This window comes from Tautonia plasticadhaerens, assembly GCF_007752535.1.
Lineage (GTDB): Bacteria > Planctomycetota > Planctomycetia > Isosphaerales > Isosphaeraceae > Tautonia > Tautonia plasticadhaerens.
Genome location: NZ_CP036426.1, coordinates 117,314 through 134,132, shown reverse-complemented (window position 1 = coordinate 134,132; position 16,819 = coordinate 117,314). Strand labels below are relative to the sequence as shown.

The following is a 16,819-nucleotide window of genomic DNA, read 5'->3' as shown; positions in this document are numbered from 1 at the left end:
CCGGCCGGCGGGGCGGATCGGGGGCGGACGCCGGCGAGAGACGTCGGGCTCTCCGAAGTGGTTGGCGGGGGAGGGGTTCCCGACCGGGGTCATGCCGAGGGGGGGGAGGAGAGGGCGTCCCTCCAGACTTCGGGGACGGCGTCGAAGGCGGCGCGGTAGGTGGCCTCGATGGGGACGGAGACGTAATGCCCGGGGTCGAGGAACAGGGGCATCTCCTCGGGCAGCGGGCGGCCGACGGCCATCGGCTCGAGGAAGAGCTGGGGGACCGGGCCGCCGATGTACGAGATGCAGGCCAGGGGCTCGTCGGGGGGGAGGGTGAAGCCCCCCCGGTCCCCCTCGTCCCAGATCAGCCGGTGGAGGCCGCCGGGGTCCCGTGGGCCGGGGGGGAAGAGGTCGACGATCAGCAGGTGGACCCCGTCCTGCATCGCCTGCCGGGCCTTGGCAGCGAACTGGTCGATGGCATACCGGCTAGCCTTGTTGCCGGGGGAGACGAGCTCGACCATGGTGACGACCCGGTGGTCGGATTCGAGCCGGACGACGACGGATTTGGACATGCTCGCGTAGGTGGCCGCCTCGTCGAGTCGGCCATGGAATCGGGCCCTCGGCGGCCGTTCCCGGCACGAGAATGCTCCCGGAGACCCCAACTCCGGGGGCGATGGCGGGCCCCCGAACGGTCCCAGGTCCCCGGACGTCCGTTCCGCCATTGCGTAGAGGCCGGCAGGCAGGAGGCCACCGTTCAAGGCGCGGCACACTTCGGACACCCACCCGAAGCGGAAGTCATGGAAGATGCCGGCCGGCACACGGTTCCAGTCGTGGATCGGCATGACCAGCGATCTCCCGGGGCGACGACCGCCGAAGCCCGGCGGGTTCGATGACCGCGAGCGTCGGGCGATCAGGGGCGCAAAACTTGGTCCGGCGTCGTCTCTCGTGCCCGTCTCGCCACATCCTTCGTCGTGACCTCCAGCATTCCGTCGCGGACATAGACATTGAAGTCCAGCCCGAGCGGCCCGAGCACCCGGCGTAGGCAGTCGCCGGCCGGCATCGGCCCCGGGTCGACGCGGACCTCGGTCCAGAGCGTCGCGCCGGCCCGCTGCAACCCGAGCTCGTCGACGTAGAGGGGGATGCCGTTGTCTCCCGGATCCCGGGTCGCCTCCCGGATCGCTTCGAGGGCCTCGGCCAGGGGCATCGGCCCGGGGTCGGGGAACCGGACGGGCCGGTCGAGCCGGGCGAGGACGTCCCTCGTGTTCGCGGGCAGGCTGTAGTAGGCCCAGAGGCGGGCGGCGACGTAGGAGAGGACGGTCAGCACCGCGATCGCGATCATGACGGTGCGGATGCGGACGCGAGGGGCCTTCATCGGGCGTCACCTCCCTGGTCGCGGGGCCGACTCGGGGTTGGACGGGCCCGGACACCCGCCGGTTCCCCCGGACGCCCGACCCCCGGTCGTCCCGGGGGACGGCGGGGTCGAGCGTCGCGGGGCCGGGTCAATCGTCCTCGTCTTCTTCTTCCTCGTCGTCGTCGTCCTCGACCTCGACGATGACGAGCCGGCGGCCCTCCAGGCCGGTGCCGTGGGCGCCGGCGAGGTGGGCGGGGTAGGGGGCGTCGGGGCCCTTGGCGAAGTGCCAGAGGATGCGGTTGAGGGTGTCCTCGTCGGCGCGGTCGAAGCCCTCGAAGTCCTGCTCGAGGCTGGCCTCGGCCCACTTCCGCTGGCCGGGGGGCAGCTCGGCGACGGGCTTGTTCAGCTCGTCGAGCGGGATGTTGGCGGGGAGGGCCTCGTAGGGGGTGAGGTCCGGCTCGTCGGCGAAGCAGGCCGACATCAGCGGGGACATGGCATCCATCTGGTTCATCGGCGGCAGGCCGAGGATGCGCTCCATCGTGTGCAGGACCGAGGTCTGATTGTAGAACTCGCTGATCACCTCCCCCCGCTTCGTGTAGGGGGAGGCGACCAGGCAGATCGAGCGGTGGCCGTCGACGTGGTCGAAGCCATTCTGGGGGTCGTCCTCGATGACGAAGACGCAGGTCTTCGGCCAGAACCGGCTCTTGCTCAGGCCCTCGACGATCCGGCCGACGGCCAGGTCGTTGTCGGCCATGTGGGCGCTGGGCGTGGGCATGCCGGGGGAGGTGCCGGAGCCGTGGTCCTGGGGGAGGAAGATCATCGAGAAGCCGGGCAGGTCGCCGGTCTCCTCGAACCCGGCCAGCTCGTCGAGGAAGCGGTCGGCGCGGAGGACGTCGGGGATCTTCATGTTCCAGCCGGGGAAGGAGGGGCTGGAATAGCGGCGGAGGGGCTCGATGCCGATGTTCTGGGTGAAGGCGACCTCATTCCTATCGTTGAGGAAGTCTTCATAAATCTGGGTGAAGGTGAGGTCGTCGGGGACGGGCTCGGCGTAGTCCATCTCGCCGTAGTTGCGGAACGAGAGGCCGTGGAGCAGGACGTTGTCCCAGATGAAGCCGGTGGAGGAGTAGGTCAGCGGGTCGTCGCCGAAGGTGTAGCTGCGGGTGAAGCCGCCGAAGGACTTCTCCAGGTGGTCGGTGACGTTCCCCTCGGTGGTCCAGGAATGGCCGTCGGCCGAGAGGACGCCGTTGCAATAGAAGTTGTCCAGCAGGACGAACTCCTCGGCGAGCTTGTGATGGTTCGGGGTCACCTCCCGGCCGAAGATGCAGAGCGAGGGGTCGCCGTCCCCCTGGGGCATGTCGCCGAAGACCTGGTCATACGTGCGATTCTCCTTGATGACGTAGACGACGTGCTCGAACACCGAGGGCTCCCCCAGCCGCTCGGGCACCGGGCGGGGAGGGGCCCCCGACCGGGCCTCCTGGCGCTCCCAGGACAGCAGGGCCTGGGGCACCCGGGCGTCGGCGACGACCTGCTCGGTGAACCGGGCCAGCGTCCCGGCGTCGGGCGGCTCGACCCGCTGGACGGTGCCGAGGTAGGCGTAGACCGATCGGCCCTCGGCCGGGTCCTCGGGCTCGGCCCGGGAGCCGAGGCCCTTGACGTTGCTGACGAGCAGCGCCCCGTCGGGCCCGATCGCCAGGCCCCCGGGGTACCAGGCGGCGGGGATGAAGCCGAGGATATGGCCGTCGGCGCGGTCCTCGCCCAGCGAGACGACGGCCACGGCGTTGTTGCCACCGTTGGCGACGTAGAGCGTCCCGCCGTCGGCCGAGAGGGCCAGGGCGTTCGAGGCGCTGCCGAAGGGGAGATCCGGGTCGGGGCGGACGAGGATCGACGCCCGTTCCTCGAAGCCGCCGCCGGAGACGTCGAGGATGGTGACGGTGTCGGAGTTGGCGTTGGCGACGTAGAGCCGGCCGGCGTCGGCGTCGAGGACCAGGTCGCTCGGGTGCAGGCCGGTGGCGACCTCGGCGACCATCGCCCCCCGGCCGAAATCCACCTTACCGACGGTGCCGCTCCGGGCCACTCCCCGGTCGTCGACCAGCACCGGGGTGCCGGAGGAGGGGGCGGTCTGCTCCCCCTCGACGGGCCGACGGCCCCCCCAGTTGGAGACATAGAGTGAGGCGCCTCCCTCGCCGATTGCCACGTCGAACGGCGCGACGCCGACCGGGATCTCCCGGACGACCGCCCCCCGGGCCAGGTCGACCTCGCCGATCGAGTTGTTCCGGGACAGGGCGACGAAGGCCGTCGTGCCGTCGGCCGAGAGCGCGATGCCGCAGGAGTGGGACGGTCCCTCGCCGCCCGGGCCGGGCAGGGGGATGGTGCGGGACCAGGAGAGCAGCCCCTCGTCGCCGACGTTCGCCTCGTAGAGGTGCTCCTGGGCCGTCGTCGCATACAGGCGTCGGCCGTCGGCCGAGAGGGCGATGCCGTGCATCGAACCGCCCCCCTCGGGGAAGGGCAATTCCTGGAGGACCTCCCAGGAGTCGGCGTCGAGGACCACCACGCCCCGGTTGTCCTTCACATAAACGCGAGTCCCGTCCCCCGACGCGACCAGGTCGACCGGCCGGCCCCCGAACTCGACCGACCGCCCCGCCGGCCGGATCAGCTGCCTGGTCGAGACCACGACGCCCTCGTCCCCTGGCCCCACTCGGGGCGGGGACTCCTGGGCTACCGAAGGCATAGCCGAAGCGTAAAGGGCGAAAAGAACGGCGAGCGATCGAGCGTTACGCGACACCTGGCACCTCGGGGGCGGGGACGGGGCCGGCCGAGCCGTCGGGGCCGGACGGGGATGGGACGTGGGGGGGCGACGACGAGGGACCGCTCGACGCGGGCGGGGTGGGGCCGGGCAAGCGCCGGACGACCCGGTGGGGCCCGGGCGGCCCCGACGGGCGGGCCCGCCGGGGCCGGGCGGGCGGGGAGCCCGGCCCCCGGGGCTCAGTTCCCCTCGCCGCCGGGGGACGCGACGAGGTAGGAGTCGAAGACGCGGACGCCGGACCAGAGGTCCTTGTTCTTCTCGATGAACTCCAGGTGCCGGGGGTGCTCCTGGTAGGTGTCGTGGGCGGCCTTGCCGTCGAAGACGACGTGCAGGGCGACGTCGAAGTCGGTGACGTTGACCTCGCGGTCGAACTCCTCGGCCCGGGTGCCGACGGAGAAGTAGAGCGTCCCCTCGTGGCCGGTCAGGTAGGTCTGGCAGGCGTCGGCCAGCTTCCTGGCGTTCTCCTCCGAGCGGTTGGCCAGGGTGAAGAAGACCATGTGGGCCAGCGGCGCGGCGGCGGCGTGGGCGGGCTCGGCGTCGGTGCGGCCGGCCAGGGTCAGGGCGGCGGCGGTCACGGCGGCCGCGGCGATGGCGGCGAAGGCGGGGCGGGACATCGAGGTGCGCATCGTCGGTTGCTCCCGGTGGTTCGGTTCGGTTCGGTCCGATTCGGGGCCGTCCCTCGGACGGCCTCGATCGCCCGGCCGCCCCGGACCTCCTCCGGGGGCGGCCGATCGGGCCCGATTGTACGGGGGCCGGGGACCCCGGGCCAGCCGACCGGCCGGGCTCACCGGAAGAACTGGCCCCGGGGGCCGACCGCCTCGAAGGCGTCCGGCAGGTGCTCGACGGCCGGGCGGCCCCGGCCCTCGGGCCAGGTGACGGCGACCACGTCGAACCGGCAGGGGACCGGCCGGGGGCCCTCCAGCAGCCCGTATCGCTTGAGGAAGTGCAGGGCCGTCAGGGTGATCCGCCGCTGCTTCTCCGGCGTGACCGCCTCGGCCGGCTCCCCCCTCCTCCGGGTCTTCACCTCGACGAACACCAGGGTGCCGCCGTCCCGGGCGATCAGGTCGACCTCCCCCCGGGTCGTCCGGTAGCCCCGCAGGAGGACGCGCATCCCCTTGCGGCGCAGGCAACGCGCCGCCTCCCGCTCCCCCCGATCCCCGAACCAGCGGTTCCAGGGGATCGGGATCGGCCCCCGGGCCGATCGGCGGCCGAGCCCGAACGGGAGCCGGAATCTCACGCGGAAGCCGGGGCCGAACATGAGGGGACGCCCCCGGGCGGTCGCCCGGCCGGGCCGGCCGGGCGACCGGGTCACTGGATGTTGAACGACCCGCGCTCGATCTCCCTCGCCTCGGCGCTGAGGCCGCCGGGGAGCCGGTTGCTCTTGAAGAAGCGGAGGCGGGCGGCGTCCTCGTCCTCGGTCGCCGAGACGGGCTCGGCCTCGGACTCCTCGCCGAAGAACTCGTCGTAGAAGGCGGGCTGGCCGGACTGGGCATCCTTGCCCCGGCCGAGGGCGTTGCAGCCCGGTGCGATCGCCGCCACCAGCATCAGCGGGCAGGCGAAGATCGCCGGGCCGAATCGGACCGGACTCCGTTCCATGGCGATTTGTCCCCGACCGGCCCGATTCGAGCGCTCGGGCCGGGCGTGAATTGCGGACCTTCGGATACTCGAAGGAGCCCCCGGCGGTCGAACGCCGCCGCGTCTCGAGAGGATTCGCCCGGGATGGTGCCACGGAACGCCCCCCGCGCCTAGGCCGATCCGGCGGCGGGCGGGGTCCGGCGAGCCGGAATCGGGCCGGGCGCGGGGCCGTCAGGATTCCGACGCCCCCCCCCTCCCGGATCGGCGACCGGAGCCGAGGCGGCCGGGGACGGGTCCGGGGCCCGCCATCGGTCCCGGGCCATGCCGACCTGGTCGATCAGCTTGCCGTAGGTCGCCACCGAGAGGACGAGCACCAGCACCAGGCCGAACCCGGCGAGGACGTTCTGCCGCCAGGAGTTGACGAACCGGCCCATCACCCGGCGATCGTTGAGGATCAGGAACATCCCCAGGCCCACCGCCGGCATGGCGAGCATCGTGGCCGCCTGGGCCACGATCAGGGCGTTGGCCCGGTTCTCCTGCGGCATCGTGGCGATGACCATGCCGATGAGCATGATCGCCACGGTGATCGCCTTGGGCCACTTCTGGTCCATCCGGTGCCCCAGGCCGAGGCCGTCGGCCAGCAGGCCGCCGCCGACGATCGCGTTGACCGGGATCGACGAGAAGGCGGCCGCCCAGAACCCCAGGCAGAAGATGAATTTCGCCGCCGGGCCGAAGGCCGACTGCAACTGCAACGCCATCTCCGAGGCGTCGGCGATCTCGATCCCCCGGGGGCGCAACGCCGCGGCCGAGGTGAGCATGATCAGCACGCTGATCGTCGCCAGGATGGCGATGCCGACGATCGAGTCGACCAGCCCCTTGCGGACGTCCGCCAGCCGCCAGCCCTTGGACTGCACCAGGTACGACTGGTAGAGGCAGGCGTGCATCACGAACGTCGTGCCCACCATCGCCGCGATCACCGTCGTCCCCCGGCCCCCGCCGGGGATCCGGGGGATCAGCCCCTCGGCGGCCTGGGAGAGGTCCGGCCGGGCGAACACGAGGTTCGTGAAGAAGGCGCCGATCATCACCAGCACCAGCACGGTCATCACCCGCTCGATCACCCGGTACAGGTTCGAGGCGAAGAGCACCATCAGCAGCGCCAGGCCGGTGAAGACGAACGGCCAGATCTGCTCCTCGGCGACCGGCCGGCCGATCGCCCCCGAGAGGGCCCGGGAGGCCCAGTTGTCGGTCACCGACGCCGTGGCGGTGGTCACCCCCAGGTTGTTGCCGAACTGGAAGCTCGCCGACATCAGGAACGCCGCCAGGCCGATCAGCGCGGCGAACCACCGGCCGTAGCGGTCGGCCACCGCCTGCAGGAACGACCGCTCCTGCACGGCGCCGAAGCGGGCCCCCATCGCGGTGTACATCATCATGGCCGCCGAGGCGAGCACGACCACCCAGATGAGCATGTACCCGTATTCGGCCCCGATCTTCGAGGCCGTCGTCACGCTGCCCGGCCCCAGGCAGACCGAGGCGATGATCAGCCCCGGCCCGAGCGAGCCCAGCACCCCCTTGACCCTCGACGGGATCGCCATCCCCCCTCCGCTCCGGCCCTTCGACCTTCGATCGCCCCCGATGCATCCGCCCCGGCCCCGCCCCGATCTCGCCCGGCCGAGGCCCCGTCCCGTCACCGACTTATACCCCGGCGCCCGGCGGCCGTCGATGGCCTGGCGGTCGGCCCGGGGCCGATGGCCGGGACGCGGGCCGGCGACTCGCAGCCGCGTGGGCTTCCGGGGCCCGAAGCGGTCCCGGCGGCCCCGGGGCCGTGGGTGTCCGATCCCGGGAGGCGGGCCCGGGGCGGGGCCGGCGGCGGGGGGCGGGGGGCGGCAGGTCGATCCCGGCCGGGCCGGCCGCGGGGCCGGCCCCGGGCGGGGGGAATTTCCTCGGATTTCCGACCTCGATCGACGGCGGTGTCCGCGGACGACGCATTGATGTCGACAGCTCGGCCCGATGCCCCGTCCCCCATCACCTCCCCGGAGACCCGCACCATGCGCGCACGAACCCCGAACCCGTCCCTCCTGATCGCCGCCGTCGTGGCCGTCGGCTGTCTGGCCCCGGCCGGCGGGCCGGCCGGCGCCCCCGCCCGGGCCCAGGACGCGAGCCGGGAGACGGCGGGATTGGACCGCACGGCGCTCCCCCTGAAGGCGCCGTACCGGGCGCCGATCACCACGCTCGACGCCCGGGACGCCGAGAAGCCGCCGGTGTTCCAGGTGCAGGCGCCGGCCGGCGCGCCGAACGTGCTGGTCGTCCTGGTGGACGACCTCGGCTTCGGCGGGACCTCCGCCTTCGGCGGCGTCATCCCGACCCCGACCTTCGACCGCCTCGCCGCCGGCGGCCTGAAATTCAACCACTTCCACTCCACCGCGCTGTGCTCGCCGACCCGGGCGGCCCTGCTCACCGGCCGCAACCACCACTCGGTCAACATGGGCTCGATCACCGAGACGGCGACCGCCTTCCCCGGCAACACGGGCATGATCCCCAACACCTGCGCCGCGCTGCCGGAGATCCTGCGGTTGAACGGCTACAGCACCGCGCAGTTCGGCAAGTGTCACGAGGTCGCCGCCTGGGAGATCAGCGTCTCGGGCCCCCTGACCCGATGGCCGACGCTCAGCGGGTTCGACACCTTCTACGGCTTCCTCGGCGGCGAGACGAACCAGTGGTCGCCGGCGATCTACGACGGCGTCACCCCGGTCGCCGACCCGGGCAAGGGCGACCCGGACTACCACTTCCTCGAAGACATGACCACCCGGGCCATCCGCTGGATCCAGGCCCAGCAGTCGCTCACCCCCGAGCGGCCCTACTTCGCCTACTTCGCCCCGGGAGCGGTCCACGCGCCGCACCACGTGCCGACGTCGTACATCGAGAAATACAAGGGCAAGTTCGACGAGGGCTGGGACGTCATCCGGGGGCGGATCTTCGCCGGCCAGAAGGAGCGGGGCGTCATCCCGAAGGACACGGAGCTGGCGCCCAAGCCGAAGGACATCAAGGACTGGGCCGACCTCTCGGCCGACGAGAAGCAACTCTTCGCCCGGCAGGCCGAGGTGTTCGCCGCCTACGTGGACATGGTCGATGCGGAGATCGGCCGGCTGATCGGGGCGATCGAGGCGATGGGCGAGCTGGACAACACGCTCGTCTTCTACATCGCCGGCGACAACGGGACGAGCGCCGAGGGCGGCTTCAACGGCATGTTCAACGAGATGACCTACTTCAACGGCGTGCAGGAGCAAGTCTCCGAGATGCTGGAGAAGGCCGACGAGTGGGGCGGCCCGAGCACCTACCCGCACATGTCGGCCGGCTGGGCCGTCTGCTTCGACGCGCCGTTCACCTGGACCAAGCAGATCGCCTCGAACTACGGCGGGACCCGGCAGGGGATGGTGGTCCACTGGCCGGAGCGGATCAAGGCGAAGGGCGAGCTGCGCGAGCAGTGGCACCACGTCAACGACATCGCCCCGACGGTCCTGGAGCTGGCGGGCCTGCCCCAGCCGAGGGACGTCAACGGGATCGGCCAGCGCCCCATGGAGGGCGTGAGCCTGGCCTACACCTTCGACGACGCGGCCGCCGCAGACCGGCACCGGGTGCAGTACTTCGAGATCTTCGGCAACCGCGGCATTTACGCCGACGGCTGGTTCGCCGGCACCGTCCACGTGGCGCCCTGGGGCAAGGTGGAGAACGCCCTGACCGCGGACACGTGGGAGCTGTACCACGTGGCCGAGGACTTCAGCATGGCGAAGGACCTGGCGGCCGAGCAGCCGGAGAAGCTCAAGGAGCTGCAGTCCCTCTTCCTGGCCGAGGCCGTCACGTATCACGTGCTGCCGATCGACGACCGCCGGGTCGAGCGCACCAACCCGCTGATCGCCGGGCGCCCCGACATCATGGCGGGGAGGAAGACTTTGGACCTGTACCCGGGGATGGGGTTCATGCCGGAGAACGGCTTCATCAACACGAAGAACACGTCGTTCGAGATCGAGGCCCGGATCAAGTCCGGGGGCGAGTCGGCCGGCGGGGTGCTCGTCAGCCAGGCCGGCCGGTTCGGCGGCTGGAGCTTCTACGTCAAGGACGGCAGGCCGACCTACCACTACAACTTCCTGGGCTTGGAGCACTACTCGGTGACCGCCGACTCCCCCCTCCCCGAGGGGGAGGCGACCGTCACGATGGCCTTCGACTACGACGGCGAGCCGAAGCTCGGCGGCGGCGGGAAGGTCACCCTGTCCATCGACGGCAAGCCCGTCGGCTCGGGCCGGGTCGAGAAGACCCAGTTCGCGATCTGGTCGGCCGACGAGACGGCGAACGTCGGCGTCGACCGGGAGACGCCGGTCTCCCCCGACTACACAGAGGAGAACAGCGCGTTCACCGGCACGATCGACAAGGTCACGATCACGCTCAAGTGACCTGAGCCAGCCGGGTCGGCAACGTCCCGGCCCGCTCCCGGACTCCCCCCGGGGACGACGGGGGGCGGAGGGCGGAGGGCGGAGGGGGGATGACCGGAGGACGATCACGAACGGCCATCGCCCCCCCGCAGCAGTCAACCGATCACGCCTCTCCCCGGCCCGCCAGCCTCGCCGCCCGGGCCGCGAGGGCGGCGGCGAAGGGGCGGGCGGTGCCGATCGGGGCCGGGGGGAGCGGCGACGGCGGCGCGGAGGGCGGCAGCTCCCGGGAGAGCGGGCCGCGCTGGAGCCGTCGGGGGCGGGTGGGAGTGCCCCGGCCGACGAGGTCCTCGTAAATGCCGTCGGGCAGGCCGTCGAAGTCGCCGTCGAGCACGGCGCCGTCGGCCCCGGTCAGGCCGGGCCCGCCGGGGGCGTTGGCCTGGAGCAGGAAGTAGCGGCCCAGCGGCAGGATCCGGGAGGGGACCAGGGTCACCGTCCGGGCCAGCGGGTCATAGGCAACCGACCGGAGCCCGATCGGCCGACCGACGGGCCGGCCGTCGCCGGAGGCCTGCCGGATCGCGTAGTTGCCCGCGAACGCGGCCAGGGCCGGGTCCAGGGGCCGGCTGAAGGCCAGCACGATCGCCGAGATCCCCCGGGGGGAGCTGACCAGTTGCTGGCCGCTGACGACCGGGGCCACCTCGGCCGGGACGGCGGCGGTGGCCGAGACGGCCCGGTTGTTGGCCGGGTTGAAGTCGGGCCCGGCCCCCTCGATCGTGGCCGAGATCTCCAGCGGGCCGAGCGCCCGGGGCACCACGAGCAGCTCCACCAGGGCCTGGCCCCCGGGGGCGAGCGTCCCCAGGTCCAGCGTCAGGACGCCGTCGGGCCCGAGGGCGGCCGAGCCCTGGCTCGGCTTGATCCCGACCAGCTCCACCCCCGAGGGCAGCGGCACCCGGACGACCGTCCCGGTGGCCACCCCCGGCCCGCTGTTGGAGGCCACGACGGAGTAGCGCAGGGGCTCGCCGACCGTCGCCGGCTCGGGCACCGTGACCAGCCCGACGACCAGATCCGCCGGGTCGGCCGAGGCCACCGGGGTGGTCAGCATCGCCCGGTTGTTCGCCGGGTTGGGGTCGGCCCGGTCGGAGGAGACCGTCGCCGAGGCGGTCAACACGCCGGTCCCGGCCGTCCGGACGACGTAGGAGACGATCGCCACCTGGCCCGGCCCGAGCGACCCCAGCCGGCCGACCAGGTCGCCGTCGACCAGCTCGACCGTCCCCTGGCTGGTCGAGGGCGGGAGCACCAGCTCGGCCCCCTCGGGCAGCTCGCCGAGCAGCTCGACCTCCCCGGCGTCTCCCGGGCCGCCGTTGACGACGCTGATCGTGTACGAGACCGCCTCGCCGACCCGGGGGGACGGCGGCGAGGCCGAGAGCCCGACGGCCAGGTCGACCAGCGGGGTCTGGCTGACCGACACCGGGAGCCGGACGACGTTGTCCAGGGCATTGGGGTCGGGCCGGTCGGACCGGACCGCCGAGGAGATCTCCAGCGTGTCGGCCACCCTCGGCGTCAGGCGGAACCGGACGACGGCGTTGGCCCCGCTGGGGAGCTCCCCCAGCCGGACGGTCACGGTCCGGCCGTCCCGCTCGGCCGACCCCTGGCTCGGGGCGATGCCGGTCAGCTCCAGCCCCTCGGGCAGCTCGGTCGTCAGCACGACGTCCCCGGCCCGGGGGGACGGGCCGCCGTTGGTGACGAGCACCGTGTACTCGAACTCCCGGTCCAGGACCGGCGACTCGCCGGAGAGGAAGGCCACCAGGCCGAGGTCGGCCGGGTCGATCGGCGGCTGGGCGGTGACGTCCAGCTCGGTCCGGACGTTGTTGTTGGTGGCGTCCGGGTCGGGGGCCCCGGCCCGGACGGTGGCGACGACGGCCAGGCGGTCGGTCGACTCGGGGACGAGGGTCAGGCGGACGGTGGCGTTGGCGTCCCGGTCGAGCGAGCCGATCGAGGCGGTGACGACCCGGCCGTCCTGGCTGGCGGTCCCCTGGCTGGGGTCGATCGCCCGGACGGCCAGCCCCTCGGGCAGCTCGATCGTCACCGAGACGCCGTCGACCCGGGGGTTGCCCCCGCGGTTGACGACCACGGCGGTGTACTCGAACGGCTCGCCGACGGTCGCCGGGGAGGGCCGGGTCGAGGCCGAGATCGCCAGGTCGGCCGGCACGGGGGGCTGGACGTCGAGGTTGACCGTCGCCGCGTCGTTCCCGGCGTCCGGATCCTCCAGGTCGGACGCGACCGAGGCCGAGGCCGCCACGACCCCGACGGCCCGGGGGACGACCCGGATGTTCACTGAGGCCGACTGGCCGGCCCCCAGCTCGCCGATCGAGGCGGTCACCACCCCGTCGGCGAAGGAGGCCGAGCCCCGGGTCGGCGTCGCGGCCACGAAGTCGAACCCCTCGGGCAGGGGGACCGAGACGGTCACGCCGGTCGCCCGGGCAGGCCCGAGGTTGCGGACCCCGGCCGAGAGGGTCAGCTCCTGGCCCACCCGGATCGTCCCGGGCGAGGGGGAGAGCGAGGCGGCCAGGTCGGCCCTCGCCGCGTCGGCCACCAGCCGGGCCTCGGAGAACTCCGAGGTGTTCCCGGCGGCGTCGGTGGCCGTCGCGGTGATCAGCCGGCCGGGGGGGACGGCGGCGGGCAGCTCCAGATCGAAGGCGACCGAGCCGTCGGGGCCGGTCATCACCACCGCCGAGCCGAGGTATTGCTGCCCCTCGCCGAAGCCGGTGGGGTCGGCCTGGTCGTTGGCGAAGAAGTCGACCGAGAAGCTGCTCCCCGGCCGGCTGGCCAGGCGGCCCTGCACCACCGTGCCCCCGGGGCCCGGGAAGGCGGCGTCGACCACCGGGAAGTCCTGCCGGAGGTTCGGGCCGCCGTCGGCGTCCGACGGGTCGTTGAGCGTGACCCCGTCGTCCCCCAGGTCGATCCCCAGGCCCCCGTTGGAGCGGATCGCGTTGGCCCGGATCGCGTTCCCCTGCTCGTTCGAGAAGAAGGAGCCGACCACCACCCCCGCCCGGCCGTTGAAGGCGATCGCGTTGGCCTGTCCCGCCCCCGTGCCCCCGACGATGTTCTGCGACCCGAACAGGGCGAGGCCGTTCGCCCCGTTGCCCAGTGCCTGGGTGCCGCCCGGGTCGGTGCCGATCCGGTTGCCCTGGATGACGTTGTTAGCCGGCTGCGACCCGGTGACGAGGAAGATGCCGTCGCCGTCGTTGCCGGAGATGACGTTGGCGTCGCCCGGGCTGGTGCCGCCGATCGTGTTGTTCCGGGAGAGGATCTCGATCCCGTCGTCCCCGTTGCCGAAGTCGACCATGCCGGTGCGGTCGGTGCCGATGAAGTTGCCGACCACGAGGTTGCCGTCGCCGGCCAGGCTCAGGCCGTCGGCCGAGAAGCGGTTGATGACCAGGGACCGGATCGTGCTCTGGCCGGTCGAGATCCGGAGCCCCTGGGCGAACCCGGCGATGTTCGCCCCGTTCAGCTCGATCAGGGGGGAGCCGGCGAACCCCGGCTGGGTCGAGCCGTCGACCACCACCGGGTCGGTCAGCGCCGGCAGCGGGGTCGGCGGGGCGATCGTCTGCGGGCCGCTGCCGATGGCGAAGGCGATCCGGTCCTCCCCCGGGCTGGCGTTGGCCAGCAGGATCGCCTCGCGGAGCGACCCGGCCGTCGGCGCGGCGTCGTCGCCGCCGTCGGCCGCCGTCGCCACGACGAAGGTGGCCATCAGCCGGCGGTCCTCGCACCGCTCCACCCCGGGCCTCGCCCCCCGGGCGCCCGCCTTCCGCGCCGATCGATTCCGACCCATCGCAACCCCCTCGCCGGGCATATCCGCCACAGGACGCCAGGGCCCCGGGGCCGTCACGATCGGCCTCGTGCTGGCGTGCTTATGCATGACCGAGAAACTCTACCCGATGGATTCGCCGACGCGGCCCGCCCCGGCCCCCCGGGCCGAGATTGACGGCCCGGCCCCCGGCGCTCTACGATCGCGGCCCGTCCGACCGGCCGGGAGGGTCGCTTCGGGGCGGGGCGGGGCGGGGCGGAGGGGGGCGATGGCGGCCGATCCGGCAATGACGATTGCCTGGTTCTTCGATATGAACAATTGCCGAGGGCCGACCGGCGTGACCCGCCACGCCCTCGCCCAGCTCGAGCGGCTGATCGCCCGCCCCGGGGTCCGCCTGACGGCCGTCTCCGGCCGGATCGGCGAGCCCGACGGCCTGGCCTCGTGGGAAGCCCTGGGAGACCGGCCCGATCCCCCCCGCCGCCGGGAGCTTCCCGTCTCCACCCGCACGGCGCTCCGGATCTGGAGGCTCGTCCCCTGGCCGCCCCTGGAGCTCTGGACCGGCCGGGTCGACTGGATCTACTGCCCGTCCGAGTACTACGTGCCCCGCCGCCGGGCCCGGCGGGCCGTCACCAGCCATGACGTCTTGCAGGACATCCGCTACGGCTCGCCGAGCCGCCGGGAGCTGCTCGGCCACGCGCTGGGGACCGCCGACCGGGTCCTCTCGGTCTCCCGGTTCAACACCGAGCAGCTGCTCGAACGCTTCCCCGAGTGCAAGGGCCGGGTGTCGACCGTGCCCAACGCCGCCGACGACCTGTACTTCGAGCCCCCGACGGGCGCCGAGCGCCGGGCCGCCCGGGGAGACGCCGGCCTCCGGCCCGGTGCGCCCTACCTGCTCTCGGTGGCCAACTTCCAGGAGCGGAAGAACCTGCCCCGGCTGGTCCGGGCCGCCGGCCGGCTGCCGGAGGTGGCCTCGGGGGACCTCGCGCTGGTCCTGGTCGGCGAGGGGGCCGAGCCCCAGGCCGAGGCCATCCGATCGGCCATCGCCTCGATCGGCCCGAAGGCGACGGTCGTGATGCCGGGCTACCGCCAGGGCTCGAAGCTGCGGGCCCTCTACGCCGAGGCGACCGCGCTGGTCTTCCCCTCCACCTGCGAGAGCTTCGGCATCCCCACCGTCGAGGCGATGGCCCAGTCCTGCCCCGTCGCCCTGGCCGACTCGACCGCCCTGCCCGAGATCGCCGGGGAGGCCGGCTGGTACTTCGACCCCGAGCGGGACGACGCCCTCACCGCCGCCCTGCGCGACCTGCTCGACCGCGACGCCGAGCGCGACCGCCGCGTCGCCCTCGGCCGGTCCGTCGCCTCGAAGTTCCGCTGGGACCAGGCCAACGACGCCCTGATGGCCGCCCTCCGGGACGAGGGCTGACGGGCCATCGGCCGGGGGAGGCGAGGAGGCCATCCCCCGGCCCCCGGCGCTCGTCAGTCCTGCTTCACCTTCACGTGGAAGCCGGCCACGTTGAGCGCCTCGACGGCGGCCTTGGCGTCGAAGTCGCCGGTCAGGACGACGGTCGTGGTCCGGGGCTCGGCCTCGACCCCCTCGATGCCGCCGACGGCGTCGAGCGCCCCGGTGAGGGCGACCGCGCAGCCCCGGCAGCAGTTGTGGGCGCCCGTGAGGGTGAGCGTCTTCACGTTCCCCCCGGTCGCGCCGGAGTCATCCTTGACCGTGACGGCGTCGGAGTCGGGGGTGCCGTGGTAGCCGGCGTCGGTGATGGCGTCGAGCGCCCGCTGGGCGGTCTCGGCGTCGGGGGCGACGATGGCGACGGCCCCGGCGTCCCGGTCGCAGGTGACGACGGCCCCCTCGACCGCCTTGGCGGCCTCGTCGACGGCCTTGACGCAGGCCCCGCAGCAGAGGTGCACGCCCTCGAGGTTGACCTTCGTCTCCTCGCCTTCCGCGGCGGACGAGGCGGCGAGGCCGGCCGCCAGCAGGCAGGCCAGGCCCAGCGGGGCGAGCGATCGGATCGGCGTCATGGACGGACTCTCCCGGCCCCGACGGTCGTCCCGACGGGGCGATCCCGGGAGGCATCCCGGGCCCGGTCCCCCCGGAGCCCGCCGCCCCCCGATCCGGCCCCGGCCGCGATGGCCGGGGCACGAGTCAACCATTGTTCAACACCGCGCGCCGCCGATCAAGCCCGGGGCGAGGCGCCCCGGCGATCGGGTCACGCCCCGGGGGCCTCCTCCCCGGCCTCGTCCCCCTCCGGCAGGGTCAGCAGTTCGGCCACGTCGACCCGGAAGCCGGGCAGCACCAGGCCCTCGGCCGCCTGCCCCTCGGCGAACGGGCGCTCGATCCAAGAGTCGCCCTCGCGGATCAGGACGACGACCCGGCGCTCGACCGGGTCGACGATCCAGTATTCCCGGAGGCCGTAGGCAAGGTATTCCTCCCGCTTGGTCCGATAGTCCCGCTCCCGGGCCTCGGCCCCGGGAGAGACGACCTCGAACGCGAGCGACGGCGGCCGACGACCTCTCGCCCCCTTTGCGGTCCCGGAGACGACGACGGCAGCATCCGGGTTGCGGCCCGAGACCATCGTCGGCAGCCAGAGGCGGAACTCCGAGGCCCCGCCGTAGCGGAGGATGCGGCCGGGATATGCTCGACGATAGGCAGCGAGAGCATCGTAGATGTTGCAGACCACATACCCATGATCGTCGTTCGGGACTTCGACCACCTCGACGACTCCTCGGGCGAGTTCGAACCGATATCCCGGCGTCTCCTCCGCGTCTCGGAACTCCTCCAGCGTCATCCGGCGTCCGTGGTCGGCCGGGCTGAGGCGGATCGTTTCGGTCGTCGAGGCCATGATTCAGGCTCCCGATGGGTTGCGGGGTCGGCGAGC

12 protein-coding genes are annotated in these 16,819 nt (G+C 73.0%); 2 read left to right on the top strand and 10 right to left on the bottom strand.

All coding sequences use genetic code 11. The features are described from left to right. Window positions 1-89: 89 nt before the first annotated feature. The 7 genes from ElP_RS00600 to ElP_RS00570 form a co-directional block, all read right to left on the bottom strand. Window positions 90-554 (bottom strand): DUF4058 family protein, encoded by a 465-nt coding sequence (locus ElP_RS00600; protein ID WP_145266288.1) that lies wholly within the window; start codon window positions 552-554, stop codon window positions 90-92. Between the two features lie 338 nt (window positions 555-892). Further along, complete coding sequence (locus ElP_RS00595; protein WP_145266286.1) at window positions 893-1,354, bottom strand: hypothetical protein; 462 nt, start codon at window positions 1,352-1,354, stop codon at window positions 893-895. A 127-nt stretch (window positions 1,355-1,481) separates the two neighbouring features. After that, a complete protein-coding gene (locus tag ElP_RS00590) occupies window positions 1,482-4,004 on the bottom strand; it encodes a bifunctional YncE family protein/alkaline phosphatase family protein (RefSeq protein WP_231749375.1) in 2,523 nt (840 codons plus the stop codon). A 311-nt stretch (window positions 4,005-4,315) separates the two neighbouring features. Next, on the bottom strand, window positions 4,316-4,762 hold the full coding sequence (locus ElP_RS00585; RefSeq protein ID WP_231749374.1) for a Dabb family protein: 447 nt from the start codon (window positions 4,760-4,762) through the stop codon (window positions 4,316-4,318). A 158-nt stretch (window positions 4,763-4,920) separates the two neighbouring features. Continuing rightward, window positions 4,921-5,394 carry a YraN family protein gene (locus ElP_RS00580; RefSeq protein ID WP_145266284.1) on the bottom strand — a complete coding sequence of 158 codons (474 nt, stop codon included), beginning with the start codon at window positions 5,392-5,394 and terminating at the stop codon, window positions 4,921-4,923. A 50-nt stretch (window positions 5,395-5,444) separates the two neighbouring features. Continuing rightward, window positions 5,445-5,732 carry a hypothetical protein gene (locus ElP_RS00575; RefSeq protein ID WP_145266282.1) on the bottom strand — a complete coding sequence of 96 codons (288 nt, stop codon included), beginning with the start codon at window positions 5,730-5,732 and terminating at the stop codon, window positions 5,445-5,447. A 149-nt stretch (window positions 5,733-5,881) separates the two neighbouring features. Continuing rightward, on the bottom strand, window positions 5,882-7,303 hold the full coding sequence (locus ElP_RS00570; protein ID WP_145266280.1) for an Nramp family divalent metal transporter: 1,422 nt from the start codon (window positions 7,301-7,303) through the stop codon (window positions 5,882-5,884). Between the two features lie 453 nt (window positions 7,304-7,756). Between ElP_RS00570 and ElP_RS00565 the strand changes: the two genes are divergently transcribed. Continuing rightward, window positions 7,757-10,156, top strand: coding sequence for an arylsulfatase (locus ElP_RS00565; RefSeq protein ID WP_145266278.1), 2,400 nt, complete (start codon window positions 7,757-7,759; stop codon window positions 10,154-10,156). 142 nt (window positions 10,157-10,298) lie between these two features. Here ElP_RS00565 and ElP_RS00560 read toward each other — a convergent pair whose 3' ends face one another. After that, complete coding sequence (locus ElP_RS00560) at window positions 10,299-13,964, bottom strand: DUF11 domain-containing protein (protein WP_197446607.1); 3,666 nt, start codon at window positions 13,962-13,964, stop codon at window positions 10,299-10,301. Between the two features lie 313 nt (window positions 13,965-14,277). Between ElP_RS00560 and ElP_RS00555 the strand changes: the two genes are divergently transcribed. Further along, window positions 14,278-15,360, top strand: a complete 1,083-nt coding sequence (locus tag ElP_RS00555; protein WP_231749373.1) for a glycosyltransferase family 4 protein — start codon at window positions 14,278-14,280, stop codon at window positions 15,358-15,360. A 53-nt stretch (window positions 15,361-15,413) separates the two neighbouring features. Here ElP_RS00555 and ElP_RS00550 read toward each other — a convergent pair whose 3' ends face one another. Both ElP_RS00550 and ElP_RS00545 read right to left on the bottom strand, forming a co-directional pair. Continuing rightward, a complete protein-coding gene (locus tag ElP_RS00550; protein WP_145266272.1) occupies window positions 15,414-15,962 on the bottom strand; it encodes a hypothetical protein in 549 nt (182 codons plus the stop codon). A gap of 188 nt (window positions 15,963-16,150) precedes the next feature. Continuing rightward, window positions 16,151-16,783, bottom strand: coding sequence for a Uma2 family endonuclease (locus ElP_RS00545; RefSeq protein ID WP_145266270.1), 633 nt, complete (start codon window positions 16,781-16,783; stop codon window positions 16,151-16,153). Window positions 16,784-16,819 lie beyond the last annotated feature (36 nt).